A 19,782-nucleotide genomic window follows, 5' to 3' on the forward strand; every position below is an offset into this window, starting at 1 on the left:
GACACCCCGCCGCGCAAAGTGCTTGCGGCGGGGGGTTCTCTGCGCTAGGTCTGACATGTCAAGACAAGGTCAGACCCATGTCTCTGGTCGCGCCCTTCGAGGCTCCGCTCTCCCTTACGGAACGCGCCGCCGCCGGCTTGCGCGCCGACATCCTCGCCACGCGCCTCGCCCCAGGCGAGGTGATCAGCGAGGCCATGGCGGCCGACCGGCTGGAACTGGGCAAGGCACCGATCCGCGCCGCCCTGGCGCGCCTGGCGGAGGAGGGGCTGGTTTCCTCCGTGCCACGGCGCGGCTGGGTCGTGTCCCTGGTCACCATCCGCGACATCCATGAGGTCTTCGACCTCCGCTTGATGCTGGAGCCCGAGGCGGCGCGGCGTGCAGCAGGACGGGTGGATGCGGCGATGCTGTCGCGCCTCGATGCGGTCTGCGCCGCCGGCTACGAATGCGGCAACCCGGAAAGCTGCATGGGATTCCTCCAGGCCAACAAGGCCTTCCACGTCGCGGTGGCGGAACTCTCGGGCAATGCGCGCCTCGCCCGGCAGGTGGATCGCCTCTTGGACGAAAGCACGCGCATGCTGGTCATGGGCCTGTCCCGCCGCGACCGCACCGGCGAGATGGCGCATGAGCACCACGCGCTGGTGGAGGCACTGGCCCTGGGCCAGGGCGAGGAGGCGTCGCGCATCATGCATGGGCAGGTGGCGGAAAGCCGCCGCATGGTGCTGGACGCGCTCACGGCGCCCGATGCGGGGATTGCGATATGAATGTGCTTCGTCCCGGCCTCGCGCTCGATGCCATGCTGGATGCCATCCACCGCGCCACCCGCGCGCCGGAGGCGGAGCGGCCCGGCGCGGTGGCCGACGCCATGGTCCCCTTCCTGCGCGACCCGACCTTGCTGGAAGGGCGCGACTGCCCGTCCTGCCCGAACGGCTACAAGCGCCACCTGCTGCACGAGGGCGCGGATTACGCGGTCGTCGCGCTGGTGTGGCGGCCGATGCAGATGTCGCCGGTCCATGCGCACCGCGCCTGGTGCGCGCTGGGGGTGCATCGCGGCATCCTGACCGAGCATTTCTTCGAGCCGGGATCGGCGACGCCGCGCCCGGTGGACGCGGTGCTGCGGCGGGAAGGCGACACGTCGCACGGCGTCGCCGATCCGCGGCTGATCCATCGCCTCGCCAACTGCTCGGCGGAGGTGTCGGTCTCCATCCACGCCTATGGCCTGCCCTTCGCGCGCTTCGCCGAGGGGCTGAACCACATCCTGGCCTGAGCGCGCCCATGCGCCGGCGCGCATAGGCACGCGGCCGGCCGCGTGCCAGTGTCCGGCATGGCTCTCGCCCCGAAGCTCCTGCTCGGCCTGCTGCTCGGGGCCGTGGCGTCGATGATCTGGGGCGGGCACGCGGTGGTGGCGCGCCTCGCGCTCACTGGCCAGGGCATCACCGTGCTGGACATGATGTTCTGCCGCTACCTGCCTGCGGCGCTGATCCTGGCGCCGCTCGCCTGGCGGGAGCGCGCGGCGCTGGCGGCGATCGGCCCGCGCCGCATCCTGCTGCTCACCCTGTTCGGCGGCTGCTTCAACCTGCTGCTCTTCGCCTCGGCGCTGCGCTACGCGCCGGCGAGCCATGGCGGCACCATCGCGCCCATGACCGGCCCGGTGGTGGGGGCGCTGGCCGCATGGTGGCTGCTGCACGAGCGGCCGACCGCCGGGCGCGTGGCCGCTTTGGCCGCCATGGTGACGGGGGTGCTGCTGATCGGCTGGGAGGGGCTGGGCGGGCACCCGGGCGCCTGGCGCGGCGACCTTCTGCTGGTGGGGGCGGGCGGCACCTGGGGCGTCTTCACCGTGCTGCTGCGCCGCTGGCACGTCGCCGCCATCCCGGCCAGCGCGGCGGTGACGCTGACCTCCCTGCCTTTCGTGCTGCCGCCCTTTCTGCTCTTCCGGGCCGAGGAATTCTTCAGCCTGGATTGGCGCCTTTGGGGCTGGATGATCTTGGCGCAGGGCGTGGCGCTGGGCGCCGTTTCCATGCTGCTCTTCGCCCGCAGCGTGGAGATGCTGGGCGCCACCCGCGCCGCCACCCTGTCCGTCCTCGTGCCCGTGACCGGGCTGACCGCCAGCTACCTCGTCCTCGGCGAGCCGATCGGCTGGGTGAAGGCGGGCGGGGCGGCGCTGGCCGTGGGGGCGATGCTGGTGGCGGTTCTGTTCACCGGACGGCGGACCTGACCCAGCCTGTCGTGACATGGACGCAGGGACGCGGATCGTCGGCGTGGGTGACGACCACCTCGCCGAACAGCGAGCGCCCGCTGCCCTTGATGAGCCGTGCCTCGGCCAGCAGGGGGCCGGGACCGCAGGGGCGCAGGAAGGCGATGTTCATGGTCGCGGTCAGGCTCTCGTCCCGTCCCTCGCTGACGGAAAGCAGCGCCGCCCACATCGCGACATCCGCGAAGCCCATGATGGCGGGGCCCGACACGGTGTTCCCGGGGCGAAGCAGGCGCGGGTCGCGCGGCAATTCCAGCCGCGCCACGCCGGCTTCGGCGGACAAGACGCGAATGCCCCAGTCGCCGGCGAGCGGCACGCCGCGATGGATGATGGCCTCGTATTCCGCCGGGGTCATTCTGGACACGCCTCGCTTTTCGCCGCGATGCTAGCGGCCGCACACCGGAAGGCCGAGAGGGAGACGCCGCGCTTGACCACCATTCGCCGCATGACGCGACGTGACCTCGACCTGGCCCTCGACTGGGCGGCGGCGGAGGGGTGGAACCCGGGCCGCGAGGATGCATCCTGCTTCTTCGCCGCCGACCCGGAGGGGTTCTTCGTCGCCGAGGTGGAGGGCAGGCCCGTCGCCTCCATCTCCGCAGTGCGGATGGGCGAGAGGTTCGGCTTCATCGGTCTCTACATCGCCATTCCGGAGGCGCGCGGGCAGGGGCACGGCATGGCGCTGTGGCGCGCGGGGATGGCGCATCTGGACGGGCGCTGCGTCGGGCTGGACGGGGTGGTGGCGCAGCAGGCAAACTATCGGAAGTCGGGCTTCGTGTTTTCCTGGAACAACGCGCGCTACGAGGCGGAGCGCCCGCTGCTGGAAGCGGCGCATCACCGTGCCGACGCGGCGGAGTTCGGCGACGCGCTGCTGGCCTATGACGCGCTGCATGCGGGCGAGGCGCGGCCGGAATTCCTCCGCGCCTGGCTGGAGGCGCCTGGACACGTCGCGCGGGTCATCCGCGGTCCCGACGGCGCGTTGCGCGGCTTCGGCGTGCTGCGCCCTTGCCGCGAGGGCGCGAAGATCGGCCCCCTTTTCGCCGAGGATGCCGGCCACGCCCGCTCCTTGCTGACCGCCCTTGCGGCCGAGCACCCGGATGGGAAGCTGGTGCTGGACGTGGCGGAGGACCACGCCGCGGCGGTGGCGCTGGCGCGCGAGGCGGGGATGGAGAAGGTGTTCGAGACGGCGCGCATGTACACGGGCGCCCCCCCGCCGATGCGGCGGGAGGGCGTGTTCGGCATCACGAGCTTCGAGCTGGGGTGAGGGGTCTTCCCCTCACCCCATGTTCACCATGATGGTCTTCTTGTGCGTGAAGTGCTCCAGCATCGCCTCCAGCGACGCCTCCTTGCCGAGGCCGGAGGACTTCACCCCGCCATAGGACAGGTTGGCCTGCACCACGAGGTTCTGGTTGATCTGCACTAGCCCCGCCTCCAGCCGATGCGCGAGGTCCAGCCCGACCTTGAGGTTGTTGGTCCAGAGCGAGGCGGCGAGGCCGTATTCGCTGTCATTCGCCTCGGCCAGCACCGCCTCCGGGTCGTCGAAGGGCTGGATCACGGTGACGGGGCCGAAGATCTCCTCCTGCACCAGGCGGCTGTCACGCGTCAGCCCGGTGAAGATCACGGGCCGCAGGAACAGACCCTTCTTCAGCGCCTGGTCCTTGGGCAGGGCGGAGCATTCATGCGCCACCGCGCCCGCCGTCTTCTTGCCTTCCTCGATGAAGGCCTGGACCTTCTCGAACTGGCCCGGCGAGATGATGGTGCCGATGTCGGTCTTCTCGTCCAGCGGGTCGCCCATCACCATGGCGTCCACGGCCTTCCGCATCTCCTCCACGAACTGGTCGAAGACCGGACGCTCCACGTAGATGCGCGAAGCGGCGGTGCAGCTCTGCCCCTGGCGGGTGAAGCGCATGGAGGTGAGCGCGCCCTGCACGGTCTTCGCGAAGTCGCAATCGGCGAAGACGATCATGGGCGACTTGCCGCCCAGCTCCAGCGTGACCGGGACGATCTTCTCGGCCGCGGCCTTGGCGACGATCTTGCCGGTCTCGACCGAGCCGGTGAAGGTCACCTTCTTCACCAACTTGTGCTCGACCAGCGGCGCGCCGCATTCCGGCCCCATGCCCGAGAGCATGTTGAAGCAGCCCGGCGGCAGCACGCGGTTCATCAGCTCGCAGATGCGCAGCACGGCGAGGGGCGCTTCCTCCGCGCTCTTCACCACCACCGTGTTGCCCGCCACCAGCGCCGGCGCAACCTTGAGCGCCATGAGCAGCATGGGCACGTTCCAGGGAATGATGGCCCCCACCACGCCCAGCGGCTCGCGCACCGTCACGGAGAGCACGTTGGGGGCGAAGGGCACGCTCTCGCCCTTCAGTTCGCCGCCCAGCCCGCCGAAGAACTCGAACACGTCGGCGACGACGCCCGCCTCGACGCGGCTTTCGGTGCGCAGCGCCTTGCCCGTCTCCAGCGCGATCAGCCGCGCCAGCTCCTCCGCGTGCTCCTTCAGCAGGGCGGCGCATTGATGCACCAGCGCGCCGCGCTTGCGCGCCGGCATCTTGGCCCACTCCTTCTGCGCGCGCGCCGCGTCCTGCACCGCCGCATCCACGTCCTGCGCGTCGCCCTCGGCGGCGCGGGCCACCTCCTCGCCGGTCGCGGGGTTCACCACGGCGAAGCTCTTGCCCGAACGCGCGGGGACGTAGCGGCCGCCGATGAAATGCAGCCCCGACAGGGCGGTGGCCAGCTTCTGCTGGTCCAGGCACGGGGCGGCGGGGGTGGGGTGCGGCGTGTCGAGCATCCGGGCGTTTCCCTGTCTGGTTCCGGTCCTGGGGGGCTTTGCCCCCCGTCCAGGTCGCCCGGACCATGCGCCGGATGCCCGCAACCCCGCAAGCCTCCCGCCGTTCCCGACCCGGACAGTTTCAGGAGACGGAAGCATGGCCAACGCCACGAACGAGGACGAAGCCCGCACCAAGGTCCGCGAGATGCTGGAGAAGGTGGGCGTGGTGATGTTCGTCACCACCATGCCCGACGGCACGCAGCACGCCCGCCCCATGGCGATCCAGAAGGTCGAGGGCGACACGGTGTGGTTCTTCCACGTCGCGGGCACGCCCAAGGCGCAGGAGATCCGCCAGGACAGCGACGTGCTGCTCGCCGCTTCCAACCCGTCCAGCCAGGACTACGTCTCGGCCAAGGGCAAGGCCCGCACCTCCAAGGACACGGCCAAGGCCAAGGCGCTGTGGAGCGAATCCGCCCGCGTGTGGTTCCCCAAGGGCGCCGAGGACCCGGAGCTGGAGCTGATCGCCGTATCCATCACGGGCGCGGAGTATTGGGACAGCCCCTCCTCCACCGCGCTGCACGCTTATGGCTACGTGAAGGCGCTGGCGACGGGCGAGCGCCCGGCCGGCGGCGAGAACAAGAAGGTTTCCTTCTGACGGAGACGGGGCCCCGGCCGGTTGCCGGGGCTTCCGCCGGCTTGTAATCCCCTGGGCGGACGACGCCCAAGGGATGCAAGACCGATGACCGACCGCCCCGGCCCGCTGACCGGCCTCCGCGTGCTCGACCTCACCCGCGTGCTGGCGGGGCCGACCTGCACCCAGATGCTGGGTGACATGGGCGCCGACGTCATCAAGATCGAGCGACCCGGCGCCGGCGACGACACGCGCGGCTTCGCGCCGCCCTTCTGGCCCGGCACGGAGGAGAGCGCCTACTTCATCGGCGTGAACCGCAACAAGCGCAGCGTGACGCTGGACATCGCGAAGCCCGAGGGCCAGGCGGTGATCCACCGCCTGCTCGAGCATTGCGACATCCTGGTGGAGAACTTCAAGGTCGGCGCTCTGGCCAAGTACGGGCTGAGCTGGGAGCAGCTGAAGGCGAAGTACCCGCGCCTGATCTACTGCTCCATCACTGGCTTCGGGCAGACCGGGCCCTACGCGCCGCGCCCCGGCTACGACGCGCTGATCCAGGCCATGGGTGGCGTCATGTCCCTGACCGGGGAGCCCAACGGCTCGCCGCAGAAGGTTGGCGTGCCGGTCGCTGACCTTTTCGCCGGACTTTATGGCTGCATCGGCATCCTCGCCGCGGTGAACCACCGCCACGCGACCGGCGAGGGGCAGCAGGTGGATATCGGCATGCTGGACACGCACGTGGCGTGGCTGGCGAATCAGGGCATGAACTTCCTGGCCACCGGCGAGAACCCGCCGCGCCTGGGGAACCAGCACCCCAACATCTCGCCCTACCAGGAATTCCCGACGAAGGATGGCTACATCATCCTGGCCGTGGGCAACGACCCGACATTCGAGCGCTTCTGCAAGGCGTTCGGGCAGGAGCACCTGTTGCAGGACGAGCGCTTCAGCACCAACCCGAAGCGCGTCGCCAACCGCGACCTCGTCACCGAGACGCTGACGCCGGTGATGAAGGGCAAGACCACGGCGGAATGGGTGGAGGCGCTGGAGGCGCAGAAGATCGGCTGCGGCCCCATCAACACGCTGAAGGACGTCTTCGCCGACCCGCACGTGCAGGCGCGCGAGATGGTCGCCACCATGCGCCACGGCAGCGGGGCCGAGGTCCAGGTGATCGCCAACCCGGTGAAGCTGTCCGCTACCCCGCCCACGCTGCGCTCCGCCCCGCCTGTGCTGGGCGAGCACAACGAAGAGGTGCTGTCCGGCCTGCTGGGCATGGACGCGGCGGAAGTGGCGGTGCTGCGAGACAAGGGCGTGGTGTGATGGCGGAACCCCGCCTGGGCCAGATGAACGCTTCCTTCGGCGAAGGGAGCGTCGTCCTGCGCTGGTGGGAGTGGGGGCCGGCGGACGGGCTCCCCGTAGTCTGCGTCCACGGGCTGACGCGCAATGGGCGCGACTTCGACGTGCTGGCGCGGGACTTGGCCGCGCGGGGGCGGCGCGTGCTGTGCGTGGACGTGCCGGGACGCGGCGTGTCGGGCTGGCTGCCGCGTCCAGAGCTTTACGCCGTGCCGGTCTATGCCCAGTGCCTCGCGCCCCTGGTGGCCGCGCTGGGGCGGCATGACTGGGTCGGCACCTCCATGGGCGGGCTGATCGGCATGGCGATGGCGGCGCTGCCGCACGCCACGATGCGGCGTTTCGTCGTCAACGACATCGGCCCCTTCGTGCCGGCGGCGGCGATCGGCCGCATCCAGGCCTACATGGCGGGGGCGCCCACGGAATTCGCCGACGCGGCGGCGCTGGAGGCGTATCTGCGCCGCGTCCACGCGCCTTTCGGCGCGCTGTCCGACGCCGAATGGGCGCATCTGGCGCGGCATTCGGCACGGGTGGCGCCGGACGGGCGGACCGTCCTGCACTACGACCCGGCGATCGGCGGCCCGATGATGGCAGGCGACCCGGCGGATATCGAGCTGTGGCCGCTCTGGGAGGCTGCCTCGGCCCGCCCCACCCTGGTGCTGCGCGGCGAGGCGAGCGACCTCCTGCTGCCCGAGACGGCGGTCCGCATGGCCGCGCGCGTCCGCGTCGAGACCATTCCCGGCTGCGGCCACGCCCCCGCCTTGATGGAGGCGTCGCAAGTGGCGCTGGTCGCGGACTTCCTGAGCTAGGCCTGTCTGGCGCATCGGGATGCACCAGACAGGCCTAGCCATGTTTCGAGCGCATTTTCCGAGGCGCCAAGCGCGGTTGCTTGGCTTGAAAATGCTTCAGGCCGGCTTCGCCCGCGGCACGCGGCCCATCAGGTAGAACTCGTCGTTGGGCCGCATGGAGGTCATGTTCGCCAAGCGGTTGGACATACCGAAGAAGGCGGCGATGGCGCCGATGTCCCACGCATCCTCACGCGTGAAGCCTTCCGCCTCCAGCGCGTCGAAATCCGCATCGCCCAGCGTCTCCGCCTCGCGCGAGACCTTCATGGCGAAGGCGAGCATCGCGCGCTGCCGCGGGGAGATGTCGGCCTTGCGCCAGTTGGTCGCGACCTGGTCGGCGATGTGCGGCGCCTTCTCATAAACGCGCAGGATCGCGCCATGCGCCACCACGCAGTACAGGCACTGGTTGGCCGCGCTGGTGGCGACGACGATCATCTCCTTCTCGCCCTTGGTGACACCCGAGGGGCGGAGCATCAGCGCGTCGTGGTAGTCCATGAAGGCGCGAAGCTCGTCGGGGCGATGCGCCAGAGTGAGGAAGACATTGGGCACGAAGCCCGCCTTCTCCTGCACCGCCTCGATGCGCAGGCGCAGGTCCTCGGGCAGGGAGGCGACCTCGGGGATGGGGTAGCGGCTGATCGGGCGATCCATGTTCAACCTTCCTTGAGGCGACGCGCCGCGGAGACCGCGAAATAGGTGAGGATGCCGTTTGCCCCGGCCCGCTTGAAGGCCATCAGCCCCTCCATCATCGCGCGGTCATGGTCGAGCCATCCGCGCTCCACCGCCGCCATGATCATCGAATACTCGCCGCTCACCTGATACACGAAGGTGGGCAGGCCGAATTCCTTCCGCACGCGGTACAGCACGTCCAGGTAGGGCAGGCCGGGCTTCACCATCACCATGTCTGCGCCCTCGGCCACGTCCAGGGCGACCTCGCGCAGCGCCTCGTCGCCGTTGGCCGGATCCATCTGGTAGGTCTTCTTGTCCGAAGGCCCGGCGCGGTCGGGGCCGACCAGCGAGCCGACCGCGTCGCGGAACGGCGCGAAGAAGCCCGAGGCATACTTGGCGGCGTAGGACATGATGCGCGTGTGCTCGAGGCCACGCGCGTCCAGCGCGGCGCGGATGGCGCCGATGCGCCCGTCCATCATGTCCGAGGGGGCGACGCAATCCATCCCCGCCTCGGCCTGGAGCACGGCCATGCGGGACAGGATCTCGACCGATTCCTCGTTGTGAACGTGGCCGTCCCGCACCACCCCGTCATGGCCGTGCGAGGTGTGGGTGTCGAGCGCGACGTCGCCGATTAGGCCAAGCTCCGGATGCGCCTTCTTCAGCGCCCGGGCGGCGCGGCACATCAGGTTCTCCGGGTCGAGCGCGCCGGTGCCGTCCTTGTCGCGCTCCTCCATCGGCGTATAGGGGAACAGCGCCACGGCCGGGATGCCGAGGCTCACCGCCTCCGCCACGTGCTCCGCCACCCGATCCACCGAGACGCGGAACACGCCGGGCATGGAGGCGACCGGCACGCGCTGCCCCGTGCCGGAGGTGAGGAAGATCGGCCAGATCAGGTCCTGCGGCGCGAGCCGGCTTTCGGCCGAAAGCGTGCGGCTCCACGCGTCGCGCCGGTTGCGGCGCATGCGCGTGGCGGGGAAGGAGCCGGCGAAATGCATCACGCCAAGGCCTGTTCGAGATCGGCCAGGATGTCGTCGATGTGCTCGATGCCGATGGACAGGCGCACATAGCCGGGCGTGACGCCGCTCGCTGCCTGCTCCTCCTCGTTCAACTGGGAATGGGTGGTCGTGGCCGGATGGATGGCGAGGGAGCGCGCGTCGCCGATATTGGCGACGTGGTAGAACAGCTTCAGCTTCTCGATGAAGCGCTGCCCGGCCTCCTTGCCGCCCTTCAGCTCGAAGCCGAGCAGCGAGCCGTAGCCGCCCGCCAAGTGCGCGTCGGCGCGGCGCTTCGCCTCGCCCGTGGCGACGGAAGGATGGATGACGCTCGTCACCTGGTCATGCCCGGACAGGAAGGCGGCGACGCGCAGCGCATTGCTGCAGTGGCGCTCCATGCGCAGCGGCAGCGTTTCCAGCCCCTGCAGGAACATGAAGGCGTTGAACGGGCTCATCGGCGCGCCGATGTCGCGCAGCAGGCAGGTGCGCATCCGCAGGATATAGGCGACGGGGCCAAGCGGCTTCGCCGCCTCCGTCCACACCGCGCCGTGATAGGAGGGGTCGGGGCGGTTCAGCGTCGGGAAGCGGTCGCCATGCTGCGCCCAGTCGAAATTGCCGCCATCGATCACCATGCCGCCGATGGAGGTGCCGTGGCCGCCGATCCACTTGGTCGTGGAGTGCATCACCACCGCCGCGCCGTGCTGGAACGGCTTGCAGATGATGGGCGCCGCCGTGTTGTCCATGATCAGCGGGATGCCGAGGTTGCGGCCCAGCGTCGCCACCTCCGCGATCGGGAAGACCTGGAGCTTGGGGTTGGGCAGGGTCTCGGCATACCAGCAGCGCGTGCGGTCATCCGACGCCTTGGCGAAGTTCTCCGGATCCGCCGGGTCCACGAAGCGCACCTCGATGCCGAACTGCTTCAGCGTGTTGGCGAAGAGGTTCCACGTGCCGCCGTAAAGGTCGGTGGAGGAGACGATGTTGTCCCCCGCCTCGCAGAGATTCAGCACGCAGAAGGTCGTCGCCGCTTGGCCTGAGCCGACTGCGAGCCCCGCCACGCCCCCCTCCAGCGCCGCGAGCCGCGTTTCCAGCGCGTCGCAGGTGGGGTTCATGATGCGGGTGTAGATGTTGCCCAGCTCCTGCAAGGCGAAGAGACGGGCCGCATGGCCCGTGTCCTGGAACTGGAAGGACGTCGTCTGGTGGATGGGCACGGCGACCGAACCGGTGGAGGGGTCGGCGCGGTGGCTGCCGCCATGCAGGGCGATGGTTTCGGGCTTCATGGGTTCCTCCCGGTTCGCGGGCCCGGAGGATGCCACCGGGGCCGGAACCGCGAAAGCCTCGGGGGCCGCGCCGGATTGCCGCTCTGGTCCGTTGCCCTGGATCGGGATCAGCGCGGCCGCGCCGTTTCCTCACCCTGCGCGAAGGCGCCCGCCGTGGTCCAGACGCCGACCAGCGAACCGTCGGGCTGGAGCTGGTAGATGCCCATGCCGGTCTGCTCGCCCAGGGTGAAGGCGGTGGCGAAGGTGAGACCGCTGACCATTGCCACGCCCTCGATCTCGTCCTGGCCGATGACCCATTGGACGCGGAAGGTGGAAAGCCCGATCTGCGTCAGCAACAGCGTGCCGGTATAGTCCGTGCCATCGGGGTTGCGGCCCGTCACGTCATAGGTGCCGCTGCGCTGGGCGGCGGCCGGCAGGGCCAGGGACAGGGCCAGCAGCGCGGCCAGGAAGACTCGTTTCATCACATCCTCATTTCACGCTCGCCACCCGCAGCGCGTTGGTGGCGCCCGGGGTGCCGAAGGGCACGCCGGCGGTGACCACCACTTCCTCTCCCGGCCCGGCGAAGCCTTCCTGCTGCGCGGCCCGGGTGGCGCGGCCCACCATCTCGGTCATGGAGTGGATATCCGGGACCACGACCGGATGCACCCCCCAGGCCACGGCGAGGCGACGGGCGCTTTCCACCAGCGGTGTCAGTCCCAGGATGGGACAGTCCGGCCGTTCCCGCGCCACACGCAGCGTGGTGGAGCCGGTGGTGGTGAAGGTGGCGATGACCTTCGCCTCGATCGTGTGCGCCACCTGCCGAGCGGCGGCGGCGATGGCGCCGGCGCTGGACCGCTCGGGCGAGGGGCGGTTGTTGTCGGTGAGCTGGCGCCAGCCCTCGTCCTGCTCCACCCGGGCCACGATGCGGTCCATGATGTTCACCGCCTCGAACGGGTATTGCCCGGCGGCCGTCTCGGCCGAAAGCATCACCGCATCGGCGCCGTCGAACACGGCGGTCGCCACGTCGCTGGCCTCGGCGCGGGTGGGGGCAGGGGCGGTGATCATGCTTTCCAGCATCTGCGTCGCCACCACCACCGGCTTGCCCAGCTGCTTGGCGCAGCGGACGATGCGCTTCTGCACCAGCGGCACCTCCTCCGGCGGCAATTCCACGCCCAGGTCGCCGCGCGCCACCATGACGCAGTCGGTGAGCGCCAGGATGCCGTCCAGGTTCTCGACCGCCTGGGGCTTCTCCATCTTCACCATGATCCACGCGCGGCCATCGGCGATGGCCTTGGCTTCCGCCACGTCCTCCGGGCGCTGCACGAAGGAAAGGCCGACATACTCGATGCCCAGCGGCAGCACGAAATCCAGGTCCTCGCGGTCCTTCTTCGTCAGGGCCGGGATGGGCAGCGCCACGTCGGGCACGTTCACCCCCTTGCGGTCCGAGAGCGGGCCGCCGACCAGCACCTCCGTTTCCAGGTGGTCGTCGGCGACGGCGCGCACCACGCGCAGCCGCAGCTTGCCGTCATCCAGCAGCAGCGTGGTGCCGATGCGCGCGGCGTTGATGATCTCCGGATGCGGCAGCTGCACGCGCTGCACGGTGCCCGGCGTCGGGTTGAGGTCGAGGCGCAGGCGCTGGCCGGGGGTGAGCTGGACGCGCCCGGCGGCGAACTTGCCCACGCGCAGCTTCGGCCCCTGCACGTCGGCCAGGATGCCGACCGGACGGCCGGTGCGCTTCTCCACCTCGCGGATCATGAGAATGCGCGCCGCATGGTCCTCGTGCGAGCCATGCGAGAAGTTGAGGCGGAACACGTCGGCCCCCGCGCGGAACAGCTTCTCGATCACCTCCACCGTGCTGCTGGCGGGGCCGAGCGTGGCGATGATCTTGGTGCGGCGGTGGCGCCGCAACGGGATACGCATCGGGGTTCAGCCTCCGGCCAGCAGGATGGCGCGCATGTCGTTCACGTTGGTGAGGGTCGGCCCGGTGCGGATCAGTGTCCCGGCCGCCTCGAACACGTCATAGCTGGAATGGGCGGCGAGCGCCCCCGCCGGGTCGCTGCCGCGCGCGAGAACACCTGGCCCCCACCACGCCCCGGCTGCGTCGGACTTGCCGTCGATGCCGTCCGTGTCGGCGCAGAGCGCCCAGGCGCCGGCCACGCCTTCCAGCGCCAGCGCCATGGCCAGGAGGCATTCCGTGTTGCGCCCGCCGCGCCCCTTCGTGCCGGCGGGCAGTGTCACCGTGGTCTCCCCGCCCGAGAGTAGCACGCAGGGCGTCCGCAGCGGGTGGCCGTGCAGGGCGGCGGAACGGGCGATGCCGGCCAGGGCCGTGCCGACATGGCGCGCCTCGCCCTCGATCGCATCGCCCAGGATCAGCGGCTCCAGCCCCTGCCGCTGCGCCTCCGCCGCCATCGCCTCCAGCGCCATCATCGGCGTGGCGATCAGCCTGAACTCGGAGCGGGCGAGGCGAGGGTCGCCGGGCTTGGGGCTTTCCTCCGCCTCCAGCTCCAGGTGGCGCATCACCGCATCGGGCAGGGCGAGGGTGAAGCGGGCGGCGAGGGCCCGCGCCTCGGCGAAGGTGGAAGGGTCGGCCACGGTGGGTCCGCTCGCGATCACCTCCGGGTCGTCGCCCGGCACGTCGGAGATGGCGAGGGTGACGACCCGCGCCGGATGCGCCGCCGCGGCGAGCCTTCCGCCCGAGAAGGCGGAAAGGTGCTTGCGGACGCAATTCATGGCGTGGATGTTCGCGCCGCTCGCCAGCAGGGCCCGATTGGTGGCGACGAGGTCGTCCAGCGTCAGCCCCGGCGCCGGCAGGGTGGCGAGCGAGGACCCGCCGCCCGAGATCAGCGCGAGGACGAGGTCGTCCTCCGTCAGCCCCTCGCAGAGCCTCAGCATCTCTGAAGCCGCCTCCGCGCCCGCCTCGTCGGGCACGGGATGGGCGCCGAAGCGCAGAGCGATGCGCCGAAGGGGCAGCCCGGCCCCGTGCGGCGCGATGACGAGGCCCGCGAGGTCCACCTCGGGCCAAGCCTCCTCCACCGCCAGGGCCATGGGCGCGGCGGCCTTGCCCACGCCCACCACCACGACGCGGCCGTTGCGGGGCCGTTCCGGCAGGTGGGCGGCGAGCACGGCGCGCGGGTCGGCGGCGCGCACCGCCGCGTCGAACATGGCGCGCAGCGCGCCTGCCGCCTGCTCCTCCGTCCAGCCCATCCGGTCCCCACCGCGTGATTCGCCGGCAGATTGCGCCGCCCCGCCACCCGCTTCAACCCGCGCCGCCGCCATGCCAAACCGGCAGGCGGACATGTCATCGAGGATTCCCATGCGTCACCACAGGATCGCCGCCATTGGCGGGGACGGAATCGGACAGGAAGTCATCCCCGCCGGCCTTGACGTGCTGCGCGCCCTGCAGGAGCGCTGCGGCGACTTCGCGCTGGAGGTGGAGGAATTCCCCTGGGGCAGCGACTTCTACCGCGAGACCGGGCGCATGATGCCCGAGGATGGGCTAGAGACGCTGAAGCGCTTCGACGCCATCTATTTCGGCGCGGTGGGCGACCCGCACCTGCCCGATGACCTGACGCTGTGGGGGCTGCGCCTCAACATCTGCCAGAACTTCGACCAGTACGCGAACATCCGGCCCACGCGCGTCCTGCCCGGCCTCCAGTCGCCGCTGCGCGGGGTCGGGCCCGGCGACATCGACTGGGTGATCGTGCGCGAGAACTCGGAGGGCGAGTATGCCGGCCATGGCGGCCGCGCCCATCGCGGGCAGGACATCGAGGTCGCGACCGAAACCAGCATCTTCACCCGCGTCGGGGTGGAGCGGATCATGCGCACCGCCTTCCGCATCGCCGCCTCCCGCCCGCGCAAGCTGCTGACCGTCGTCACCAAGAGCAACGCGCAGCGCCACGGCATGGTGTTCTGGGACGAGGTCGCGGCGCAGGTGGCGAAGGATTTCCCCGAGGTGCGGATGGAAAAGGAGCTGGTGGACGCCATGGCCGCCCGCTTCGTCCGCAAGCCGGGCAGCATCGACACGGTCGTCGCCACCAACCTTCATGCCGATATCTTGAGCGACCTGGCGGGTGCGCTCACCGGTTCGCTCGGCATTGCGCCGACGGCGAACCTCGACCCGGAGCGACGCTTCCCCTCCATGTTCGAGCCGATCCACGGCTCGGCCTTCGATATCACCGGCAAGGGGGTGGCGAACCCCGTCGCCACCTTCTGGACCGCCTGCATGATGCTGGACCACCTGGGCGAGGCGGCGGCGAGCGCACGGCTGATGCGTGGCATCGAGGCGGCGACCGCCGGGGGCGTGCTGACGCCCGACCTTGGTGGGTCGGCTTCCACGAAAGACGTGACGGAAGCGGTTATCGCCGCTATCCGTGGCGACAATCAATAACGCAGCGAAACAAGCGAGAGGAAACACCCCATGAGCCTGACCCGCCGCGCCGCGCTGGTGCTGCCCCTGCTGCCGCTCGCGGCGCCGGCGGTGGCGCAGCAGGGCTTCCCGAGCCGCTCCATCTCCCTGCTCATTCCCTTCGCGGCGGGCGGGCCGACCGACATGATCGCCCGCCTCCTCGCCGAGGGGATGTCCAAGGAGCTCGGCCAGCCGGTCGCGGCGGAGAACGTGACGGGGGCGGGCGGCACCATCGCCGCGGCCCGCGTCGCCCAGGCGCGGCCCGACGGGCACACGCTGCTGATCCACCACATCGGGCTGGCGAGCGCCGCGACGCTCTACCGGCGCCTGCCCTTCGACATCCAGCGCGGGCTGCAGCCGCTGGGCGTCGTGTCGCACACCGGCATGGTGCTGGTGTCGCGGCCCGACTTCCCGGCGACTGATGCCCGCGCCTACCTCGCCGCGATCCGCGACGAGGGCGAGAAGCTGAACCTCGGCCATTCGGGCCTCGGCGGCTCCAACCAGCTTTGCGGGATGCTGGTGCAGCACGCGGCAGGGCGGGGGGCGACGCAGATCGTGTTCCGCGGCAGCGCCCCCGCCATGACGGAGATGATGGCCGGGCGCCTGGACATCTCCTGCGAGCAGGCGACGGTCGCCGCCCCCTTCATTCGCGACGGGCGCATCAAGGGCTACGCCGTGACCCTGCCGGAGCGCGTCCCCGGGCTGGACGTGCCGACGAGCCGGGAGGCCGGGATCGACCTCATCATGTCCGCTTGGCACGGGCTTTATGCCCCAGCCGGCACGCCGCCCGAGGTGGTGGCACGGCTGTCCCAGGCCATCCGCGTGGCGCTGCGCGAGGAAAGGCTGCGGACCCGCTATGCCGAGACGCTGACCACCGTGGCGCGGGAGGAGGAGGCGGACCCCGCCTATCACACGCGCTTCCTCAACTCGGAGATCGAGCGGCTGCGCCCGCTGATCCTGGCTGCGGGGCAGTTCGCTGACTGAGGGTCGGGGAGGATTGAAGCACCGGCCGGGCGGGGGCATCTCTGCCCCCCGAACCGGAGGAGCCGATCCGATGCCCAACCCCCAGCCCGAAGCCGACCTCGCCCTCGGCGCCGCCGCCGCGATGGACGAGGCGACTCGCCAGCGCATCGAGGCCGCGGCCTTCCGCAAGCTGGTCGCGCATCTGCGCGACCGGACGGATGTACAGAACATCGACATGATGAACCTCGCGGGGTTCTGCCGAAACTGCCTGTCCCGCTGGTACCAGGAGGCCGCTTCCGAGGCCGGCGCGACGCTGGACACCCCGGCGGCGCGGGAGATCGTCTACGGCATGGACTACAAGGCCTGGCAGGCCGCGAACCAGAAGGAAGCGAGCCCCGAGCAGAAGGCCGCCTTCACCGGGGCCATGGCCAAGCACGGCTGATGCGGCCGGGCCACGTCGCGCGTCTTTCACGGCGCCGGACGAGGCCGCCCGCACGAGGATGACGGGGGAGGTGCGGGAGTCGGTGGCGCGGATACGGGCCGCCGCTGACCTGTGATCGGCTGCCTAGCGCGTCTGGAGCACACCTTCGCGGTGGGAAGAGCCGGCCGGATCTCGAGGTCTTCTTCCAGCAGCGGTGTGTGCAAATACAACAGGTTAACAGATTCTGTTGTCTCTCGCTGCATCTCTCTAGGCGCTGTCGGCCCTTGGGCATACATCTGTGCCGACGCCCCCCTGATCACGACCCTTTCAAACCATTGAGGCGCAGATGTCTGACGCACCCTTCGACACCACGGACGACGCTGCGGCGAGCCGCGCACGGCAGGCCGCCGACCCAGAATCGGATGTTGGGGGCATTGCCGCCGACCGCCTGCGTTCCATCATCGAGCGCGTGGAGCGCCTGGAGGAGGAGCGGAAGGCCCTCGCCGACGACATCAAGGACATCTTCGCCGAGGCGAAATCGGCCGGGTTCGATGTGAAGGTGGTGCGACAGATCATCCGCCTCCGCAAGCAGGAACCCGCCGAGGTGGAGGAGCAGGAAACGCTGCTGGACCTCTACCGCCGTGCTCTGGGGATGTAGCGACGGTTGTTGTCAGGAACCGGAGTTCGTGAAATTGTTTCACCAACTCCGGTGTTTTTCATACAGTACCGGATGAATACTTTCTCGGTTCAAATTGGCTTTTCGTGAAGTATTCGGATTTTTCCTGTGTAGATCACATGCGCCATCCTGTATTGATAGAAGAACAGATGAAATAGCGATGATGACGCCTATCAGCGGCCCGTTTCGGGTCTGCTCCGGGCCGCACAACGGAGGGACCGCATGCCATCCGATGCGAATTTGTGGAACTTGGTCGAGGCGCCTGAACCGTTGCCCGCCATTGTTGATGCCGCTCAGGAGCGAGGGCCTCAAATCGTCGGGCTCCCAGATGGGCGGCAGGTGGTTTTGATGATGCTCAATGAATACGCTCCCCGTCGAGAGAGTGCCCTTGAGGTGCTCCGTTCCAGCGCAGGCCTGGGGGAGCTTCCAGATCTCCGCAGGAGGGATGGCAGTCCACAGGAAGGTCAGAGCTAACAAGGCTGGACTCGCTTCGGAGCCATACGGCAGGCTCTATCTCATGTACTTGGTGGACACGGATGTCCTGAGCAGATTGCGCAGGCCCCGGTCCTCCGGGGAACTGCCGCCTTGGCTTGTAAGTCGGCTTGCCTCTGGCCTCGTCATCTCAGCCGCTACTGTTGTCGAGATTGAGCAAGGTGCCCGATGGGTAGGGCAGCGCCATCCGCAGAAAGAGGCAGAGATCCGTTCCTGGCTTTTCCGCCTGTTGGCAGCCTACGACACCACCGTGCTGCCAATCGGGCTCGCGGAAGCCTCGCTTTGGGGCCAAATGCGGGCAACACCGGGTTTAAGGGGCTTCATTGAAGGTACGAGGCCAAACCGCCCGTCAGCGGGCAGACCGCGATCATGGCCATCGGAGGGTAGGTCGCCTAACGTCGGGCAGCACGCGACGACCGCAGGCCCGCAGTCTCCTCGGCCGCCCCATAAAGGCCAGGTCGCAGTTCAGCACCCCCAACCCGAAAGGGTACGCCATGTCGCAGTTCCTCATCTATGTGCGCATGGGGGAGTGACTCCTATCCTCCTTCTTGCTCTGGATAGGGCCACACCTCCACTGCGCATTGCCTAGCCACCGCTGACCAAGCCGTCCACGCCTCGGCCGTTGCCATGGATCTAGGTCGGATGCTGGTCGCTGCGGGAGGCCGAACGAGGGGTGGCTGGCCGAGCACGGGCTGGCGTCACGCATCCACCGCAAGAAGCCACAGATGCGAGGCAACTGATGGATGGCCCCGCCTCGGGCCGCCAACGAGAAGAGGAGCGGACGTGAACGAGTTTGAGGAGGGACTGGAAGGTACGCCCGCCCGCACGGCCTCGGAGCACCACCTCGAACAGGTGAGGCAGCGCGGGGGCGTGTTCGTCGAGGCCGTTCGCGTGACGCGGATGCCTATGGTGGTCACCGATGCGACGCTTCCTGGCAATCCCATCACCTTCGTGAACCCCGCTTTTGTCCAGCTCTCGGGGTATGCACTTGAGGATTTGCTCGGTCAGGATCCTCACTTCATGAACGGTGCGGGGACAGATCCCGAGGCGATCGCCGAGTACGAGGCAGCGATGAGCGAGGGCCGGGACGCGACCCTTGAGATCCTGCAGTATCGGAAGGACGGGTCATCGTTCCGTGCCATGCTCTTTGCCACGCCCCTGGATGACGGACAGGGCCACGTCACCAATCACTTTCTCTCCTACCTCGACATCACCCGCCGGTACGATGCGGAAGAGGCGCTACGCGCATTAACCGTCGATCTGGAGCAGCGGGTCTCTGAGCGCACGCTCAACCTTGAAGCGGCAAACGCGGCCTTGCAGAGGGCGGGCGCGGAACGCGAGATGCTCTTGGTCGAGGTCAACCATAGAGCCAAGAACAGCCTCCTGATCGGCGCGTCATTGCTGCTCCTGCAAGGGCGACGACAGGCGGACCCAGCGGTCAGGTCACTCTTCGAGGAATCCGCTGAACGGTTGAACGCCATGGCCCGGGTTCACGATATGCTGAGCCGGTCAGAGCAGGCACAGCGCGTCGATGTGGCCACATACGTTTCTGAGCTTTGCGAGGCACTGAAGTCTCTGACGGGCGGCGACGAACGGATTTCGCTGAAGGTGCGGGCGGAAGAGGACATCCTCGTCGACGCCGACACGGCGTTTCCGATCGGCATCGTGCTGACCGAGCTCATCACCAACGCTGTTAAGTACGCCTTCCCACACGCTCGTTCCGGCATGATCCTGGTTCAAGCGAAACGAAGCAGGCCGGGCCACGTGGAGATTGTCGTCCGCGACAATGGCGTAGGTATGACGAATTATCGGGAAGGGTCGCTCGGTTATGGCCTGGTTCGTTCCCTCATCAAGCAGATCGGGGGCGAGCTTGACGTCCAGGGCGACGCTGGCGTGACCGTCACAATTGGCTTCTCGGACGCATCAAGGTTGCCGCGCCCGACCCAGGCGGAGACGTCACGAGAAACCCAAGTCCCTCGCGAGCAGGGAGAGGTGAATTGAGGGTTCGATCGCCCACATCACAGCGGCGTAGTGTTGATTGGCCTCCAAGAGGAAGGTGGCCTCGGGCTTTCGGCCCCC

The 19,782-nt window shown here is 69.2% G+C and carries 20 protein-coding genes; 12 read left to right on the forward strand and 8 right to left on the reverse strand.

Annotated features, from left to right (window positions below; all coding sequences use genetic code 11):
* Positions 1-77 precede the first annotated feature (77 nt).
* The 3 genes from OF850_RS10570 to OF850_RS10580 are packed head-to-tail and all read left to right on the forward strand — an operon-like array spanning position 78 to position 2,212.
* On the forward strand, positions 78-761 hold the full coding sequence (locus OF850_RS10570; RefSeq protein ID WP_301590043.1) for a GntR family transcriptional regulator: 684 nt from the start codon (positions 78-80) through the stop codon (positions 759-761).
* Positions 758-1,264, forward strand: coding sequence for a cysteine dioxygenase family protein (locus OF850_RS10575; RefSeq protein ID WP_301590044.1), 507 nt, complete (start codon positions 758-760; stop codon positions 1,262-1,264). Before OF850_RS10570 ends, OF850_RS10575 begins: the two co-directional genes overlap by 4 nt.
* Before the next feature lie 57 nt (positions 1,265-1,321).
* The gene (locus OF850_RS10580) at positions 1,322-2,212 is read left to right on the forward strand and encodes a DMT family transporter (protein ID WP_301590045.1); all 891 of its coding nucleotides are present in this window, start codon (positions 1,322-1,324) and stop codon (positions 2,210-2,212) included.
* On the opposite strand, the gene OF850_RS10585 is transcribed toward OF850_RS10580, so the two are convergent.
* On the reverse strand, positions 2,193-2,603 hold the full coding sequence (locus OF850_RS10585) for a PaaI family thioesterase (RefSeq protein WP_301590073.1): 411 nt from the start codon (positions 2,601-2,603) through the stop codon (positions 2,193-2,195). The genes OF850_RS10580 and OF850_RS10585 overlap by 20 nt on opposite strands.
* A gap of 72 nt (positions 2,604-2,675) precedes the next feature.
* Between OF850_RS10585 and OF850_RS10590 the strand changes: the two genes are divergently transcribed.
* Positions 2,676-3,509, forward strand: a complete 834-nt coding sequence (locus OF850_RS10590; protein ID WP_301590046.1) for a GNAT family N-acetyltransferase — start codon at positions 2,676-2,678, stop codon at positions 3,507-3,509.
* A gap of 12 nt (positions 3,510-3,521) precedes the next feature.
* On the opposite strand, the gene OF850_RS10595 is transcribed toward OF850_RS10590, so the two are convergent.
* Complete coding sequence (locus OF850_RS10595; RefSeq protein WP_301590047.1) at positions 3,522-5,033, reverse strand: aldehyde dehydrogenase family protein; 1,512 nt, start codon at positions 5,031-5,033, stop codon at positions 3,522-3,524.
* Positions 5,034-5,169: 136 nt separating this feature from the next.
* Between OF850_RS10595 and OF850_RS10600 the strand changes: the two genes are divergently transcribed.
* From OF850_RS10600 to OF850_RS10610, 3 genes are all read left to right on the forward strand, one after another.
* A complete protein-coding gene (locus OF850_RS10600) occupies positions 5,170-5,667 on the forward strand; it encodes a pyridoxamine 5'-phosphate oxidase family protein (protein ID WP_301590048.1) in 498 nt (165 codons plus the stop codon).
* A gap of 84 nt (positions 5,668-5,751) precedes the next feature.
* Positions 5,752-6,957, forward strand: a complete 1,206-nt coding sequence (locus OF850_RS10605; protein WP_301590050.1) for a CaiB/BaiF CoA transferase family protein — start codon at positions 5,752-5,754, stop codon at positions 6,955-6,957.
* A complete protein-coding gene (locus OF850_RS10610; protein WP_301590052.1) occupies positions 6,957-7,796 on the forward strand; it encodes an alpha/beta fold hydrolase in 840 nt (279 codons plus the stop codon). The genes OF850_RS10605 and OF850_RS10610 overlap by 1 nt, the downstream gene beginning before the upstream one ends.
* A gap of 96 nt (positions 7,797-7,892) precedes the next feature.
* Here the strand turns inward: OF850_RS10610 and OF850_RS10615 are convergent, their stop codons facing one another.
* From OF850_RS10615 to OF850_RS10640, 6 genes are all read right to left on the reverse strand, one after another.
* A complete protein-coding gene (locus OF850_RS10615) occupies positions 7,893-8,480 on the reverse strand; it encodes a peroxidase-related enzyme (RefSeq protein ID WP_301590053.1) in 588 nt (195 codons plus the stop codon).
* Positions 8,481-8,482: 2 nt separating this feature from the next.
* Positions 8,483-9,493, reverse strand: coding sequence for a porphobilinogen synthase (hemB, locus tag OF850_RS10620; RefSeq protein ID WP_301590074.1), 1,011 nt, complete (start codon positions 9,491-9,493; stop codon positions 8,483-8,485).
* On the reverse strand, positions 9,493-10,767 hold the full coding sequence (locus OF850_RS10625) for an O-acetylhomoserine aminocarboxypropyltransferase/cysteine synthase family protein (protein ID WP_301590054.1): 1,275 nt from the start codon (positions 10,765-10,767) through the stop codon (positions 9,493-9,495). Before OF850_RS10625 ends, hemB begins: the two co-directional genes overlap by 1 nt.
* Before the next feature lie 107 nt (positions 10,768-10,874).
* Positions 10,875-11,228 carry a hypothetical protein gene (locus tag OF850_RS10630; RefSeq protein WP_301590055.1) on the reverse strand — a complete coding sequence of 118 codons (354 nt, stop codon included), beginning with the start codon at positions 11,226-11,228 and terminating at the stop codon, positions 10,875-10,877.
* Between the two features lie 7 nt (positions 11,229-11,235).
* On the reverse strand, positions 11,236-12,666 hold the full coding sequence (pyk, locus tag OF850_RS10635; protein ID WP_301590056.1) for a pyruvate kinase: 1,431 nt from the start codon (positions 12,664-12,666) through the stop codon (positions 11,236-11,238).
* 6 nt (positions 12,667-12,672) lie between these two features.
* Positions 12,673-13,950 carry a glycerate kinase type-2 family protein gene (locus OF850_RS10640; protein ID WP_301590075.1) on the reverse strand — a complete coding sequence of 426 codons (1,278 nt, stop codon included), beginning with the start codon at positions 13,948-13,950 and terminating at the stop codon, positions 12,673-12,675.
* Between the two features lie 109 nt (positions 13,951-14,059).
* Between OF850_RS10640 and OF850_RS10645 the strand changes: the two genes are divergently transcribed.
* From OF850_RS10645 to OF850_RS10665, 5 genes are all read left to right on the forward strand, one after another.
* Positions 14,060-15,133, forward strand: coding sequence for a tartrate dehydrogenase (locus OF850_RS10645; protein WP_301590057.1), 1,074 nt, complete (start codon positions 14,060-14,062; stop codon positions 15,131-15,133).
* A 30-nt stretch (positions 15,134-15,163) separates the two neighbouring features.
* Positions 15,164-16,135 carry a tripartite tricarboxylate transporter substrate-binding protein gene (locus OF850_RS10650; protein WP_301590059.1) on the forward strand — a complete coding sequence of 324 codons (972 nt, stop codon included), beginning with the start codon at positions 15,164-15,166 and terminating at the stop codon, positions 16,133-16,135.
* Between the two features lie 70 nt (positions 16,136-16,205).
* Positions 16,206-16,556, forward strand: coding sequence for a DUF1244 domain-containing protein (locus tag OF850_RS10655; protein ID WP_301590060.1), 351 nt, complete (start codon positions 16,206-16,208; stop codon positions 16,554-16,556).
* Between the two features lie 325 nt (positions 16,557-16,881).
* Positions 16,882-17,193 (forward strand): DUF2312 domain-containing protein, encoded by a 312-nt coding sequence (locus tag OF850_RS10660; protein ID WP_301590061.1) that lies wholly within the window; start codon positions 16,882-16,884, stop codon positions 17,191-17,193.
* A 1,293-nt stretch (positions 17,194-18,486) separates the two neighbouring features.
* Entirely contained in the window at positions 18,487-19,704 is a 1,218-nt protein-coding gene (locus OF850_RS10665; protein ID WP_301590062.1) for a sensor histidine kinase, read from the forward strand.
* Positions 19,705-19,782 lie beyond the last annotated feature (78 nt).

The sequence above is a fragment of the Sabulicella glaciei genome (assembly GCF_026183895.1).
Taxonomy (GTDB): domain Bacteria; phylum Pseudomonadota; class Alphaproteobacteria; order Acetobacterales; family Acetobacteraceae; genus Roseococcus; species Roseococcus glaciei.

Coding starts and splice junctions, on each gene's coding strand:
- hemB (WP_301590074.1), bottom strand. CDS start 9,493: ATGCATTTCGCCGGCTCCTTCCCCGCCACGCGCATGCGCCGCAACCGG.
- OF850_RS10615 (WP_301590053.1), bottom strand. CDS start 8,480: ATGGATCGCCCGATCAGCCGCTACCCCATCCCCGAGGTCGCCTCCCTG.
- OF850_RS10645 (WP_301590057.1), top strand. CDS start 14,060: ATGCGTCACCACAGGATCGCCGCCATTGGCGGGGACGGAATCGGACAG.
- OF850_RS10580 (WP_301590045.1), top strand. CDS start 1,322: ATGGCTCTCGCCCCGAAGCTCCTGCTCGGCCTGCTGCTCGGGGCCGTG.
- OF850_RS10655 (WP_301590060.1), top strand. CDS start 16,206: ATGCCCAACCCCCAGCCCGAAGCCGACCTCGCCCTCGGCGCCGCCGCC.
- OF850_RS10630 (WP_301590055.1), bottom strand. CDS start 11,228: ATGAAACGAGTCTTCCTGGCCGCGCTGCTGGCCCTGTCCCTGGCCCTG.
- OF850_RS10650 (WP_301590059.1), top strand. CDS start 15,164: ATGAGCCTGACCCGCCGCGCCGCGCTGGTGCTGCCCCTGCTGCCGCTC.
- OF850_RS10585 (WP_301590073.1), bottom strand. CDS start 2,603: ATGACCCCGGCGGAATACGAGGCCATCATCCATCGCGGCGTGCCGCTC.
- pyk (WP_301590056.1), bottom strand. CDS start 12,666: ATGCGTATCCCGTTGCGGCGCCACCGCCGCACCAAGATCATCGCCACG.
- OF850_RS10595 (WP_301590047.1), bottom strand. CDS start 5,033: ATGCTCGACACGCCGCACCCCACCCCCGCCGCCCCGTGCCTGGACCAG.
- OF850_RS10610 (WP_301590052.1), top strand. CDS start 6,957: ATGGCGGAACCCCGCCTGGGCCAGATGAACGCTTCCTTCGGCGAAGGG.
- OF850_RS10570 (WP_301590043.1), top strand. CDS start 78: ATGTCTCTGGTCGCGCCCTTCGAGGCTCCGCTCTCCCTTACGGAACGC.
- OF850_RS10605 (WP_301590050.1), top strand. CDS start 5,752: ATGACCGACCGCCCCGGCCCGCTGACCGGCCTCCGCGTGCTCGACCTC.
- OF850_RS10600 (WP_301590048.1), top strand. CDS start 5,170: ATGGCCAACGCCACGAACGAGGACGAAGCCCGCACCAAGGTCCGCGAG.
- OF850_RS10660 (WP_301590061.1), top strand. CDS start 16,882: ATGTCTGACGCACCCTTCGACACCACGGACGACGCTGCGGCGAGCCGC.
- OF850_RS10640 (WP_301590075.1), bottom strand. CDS start 13,950: ATGGGCTGGACGGAGGAGCAGGCGGCAGGCGCGCTGCGCGCCATGTTC.
- OF850_RS10575 (WP_301590044.1), top strand. CDS start 758: ATGAATGTGCTTCGTCCCGGCCTCGCGCTCGATGCCATGCTGGATGCC.
- OF850_RS10625 (WP_301590054.1), bottom strand. CDS start 10,767: ATGAAGCCCGAAACCATCGCCCTGCATGGCGGCAGCCACCGCGCCGAC.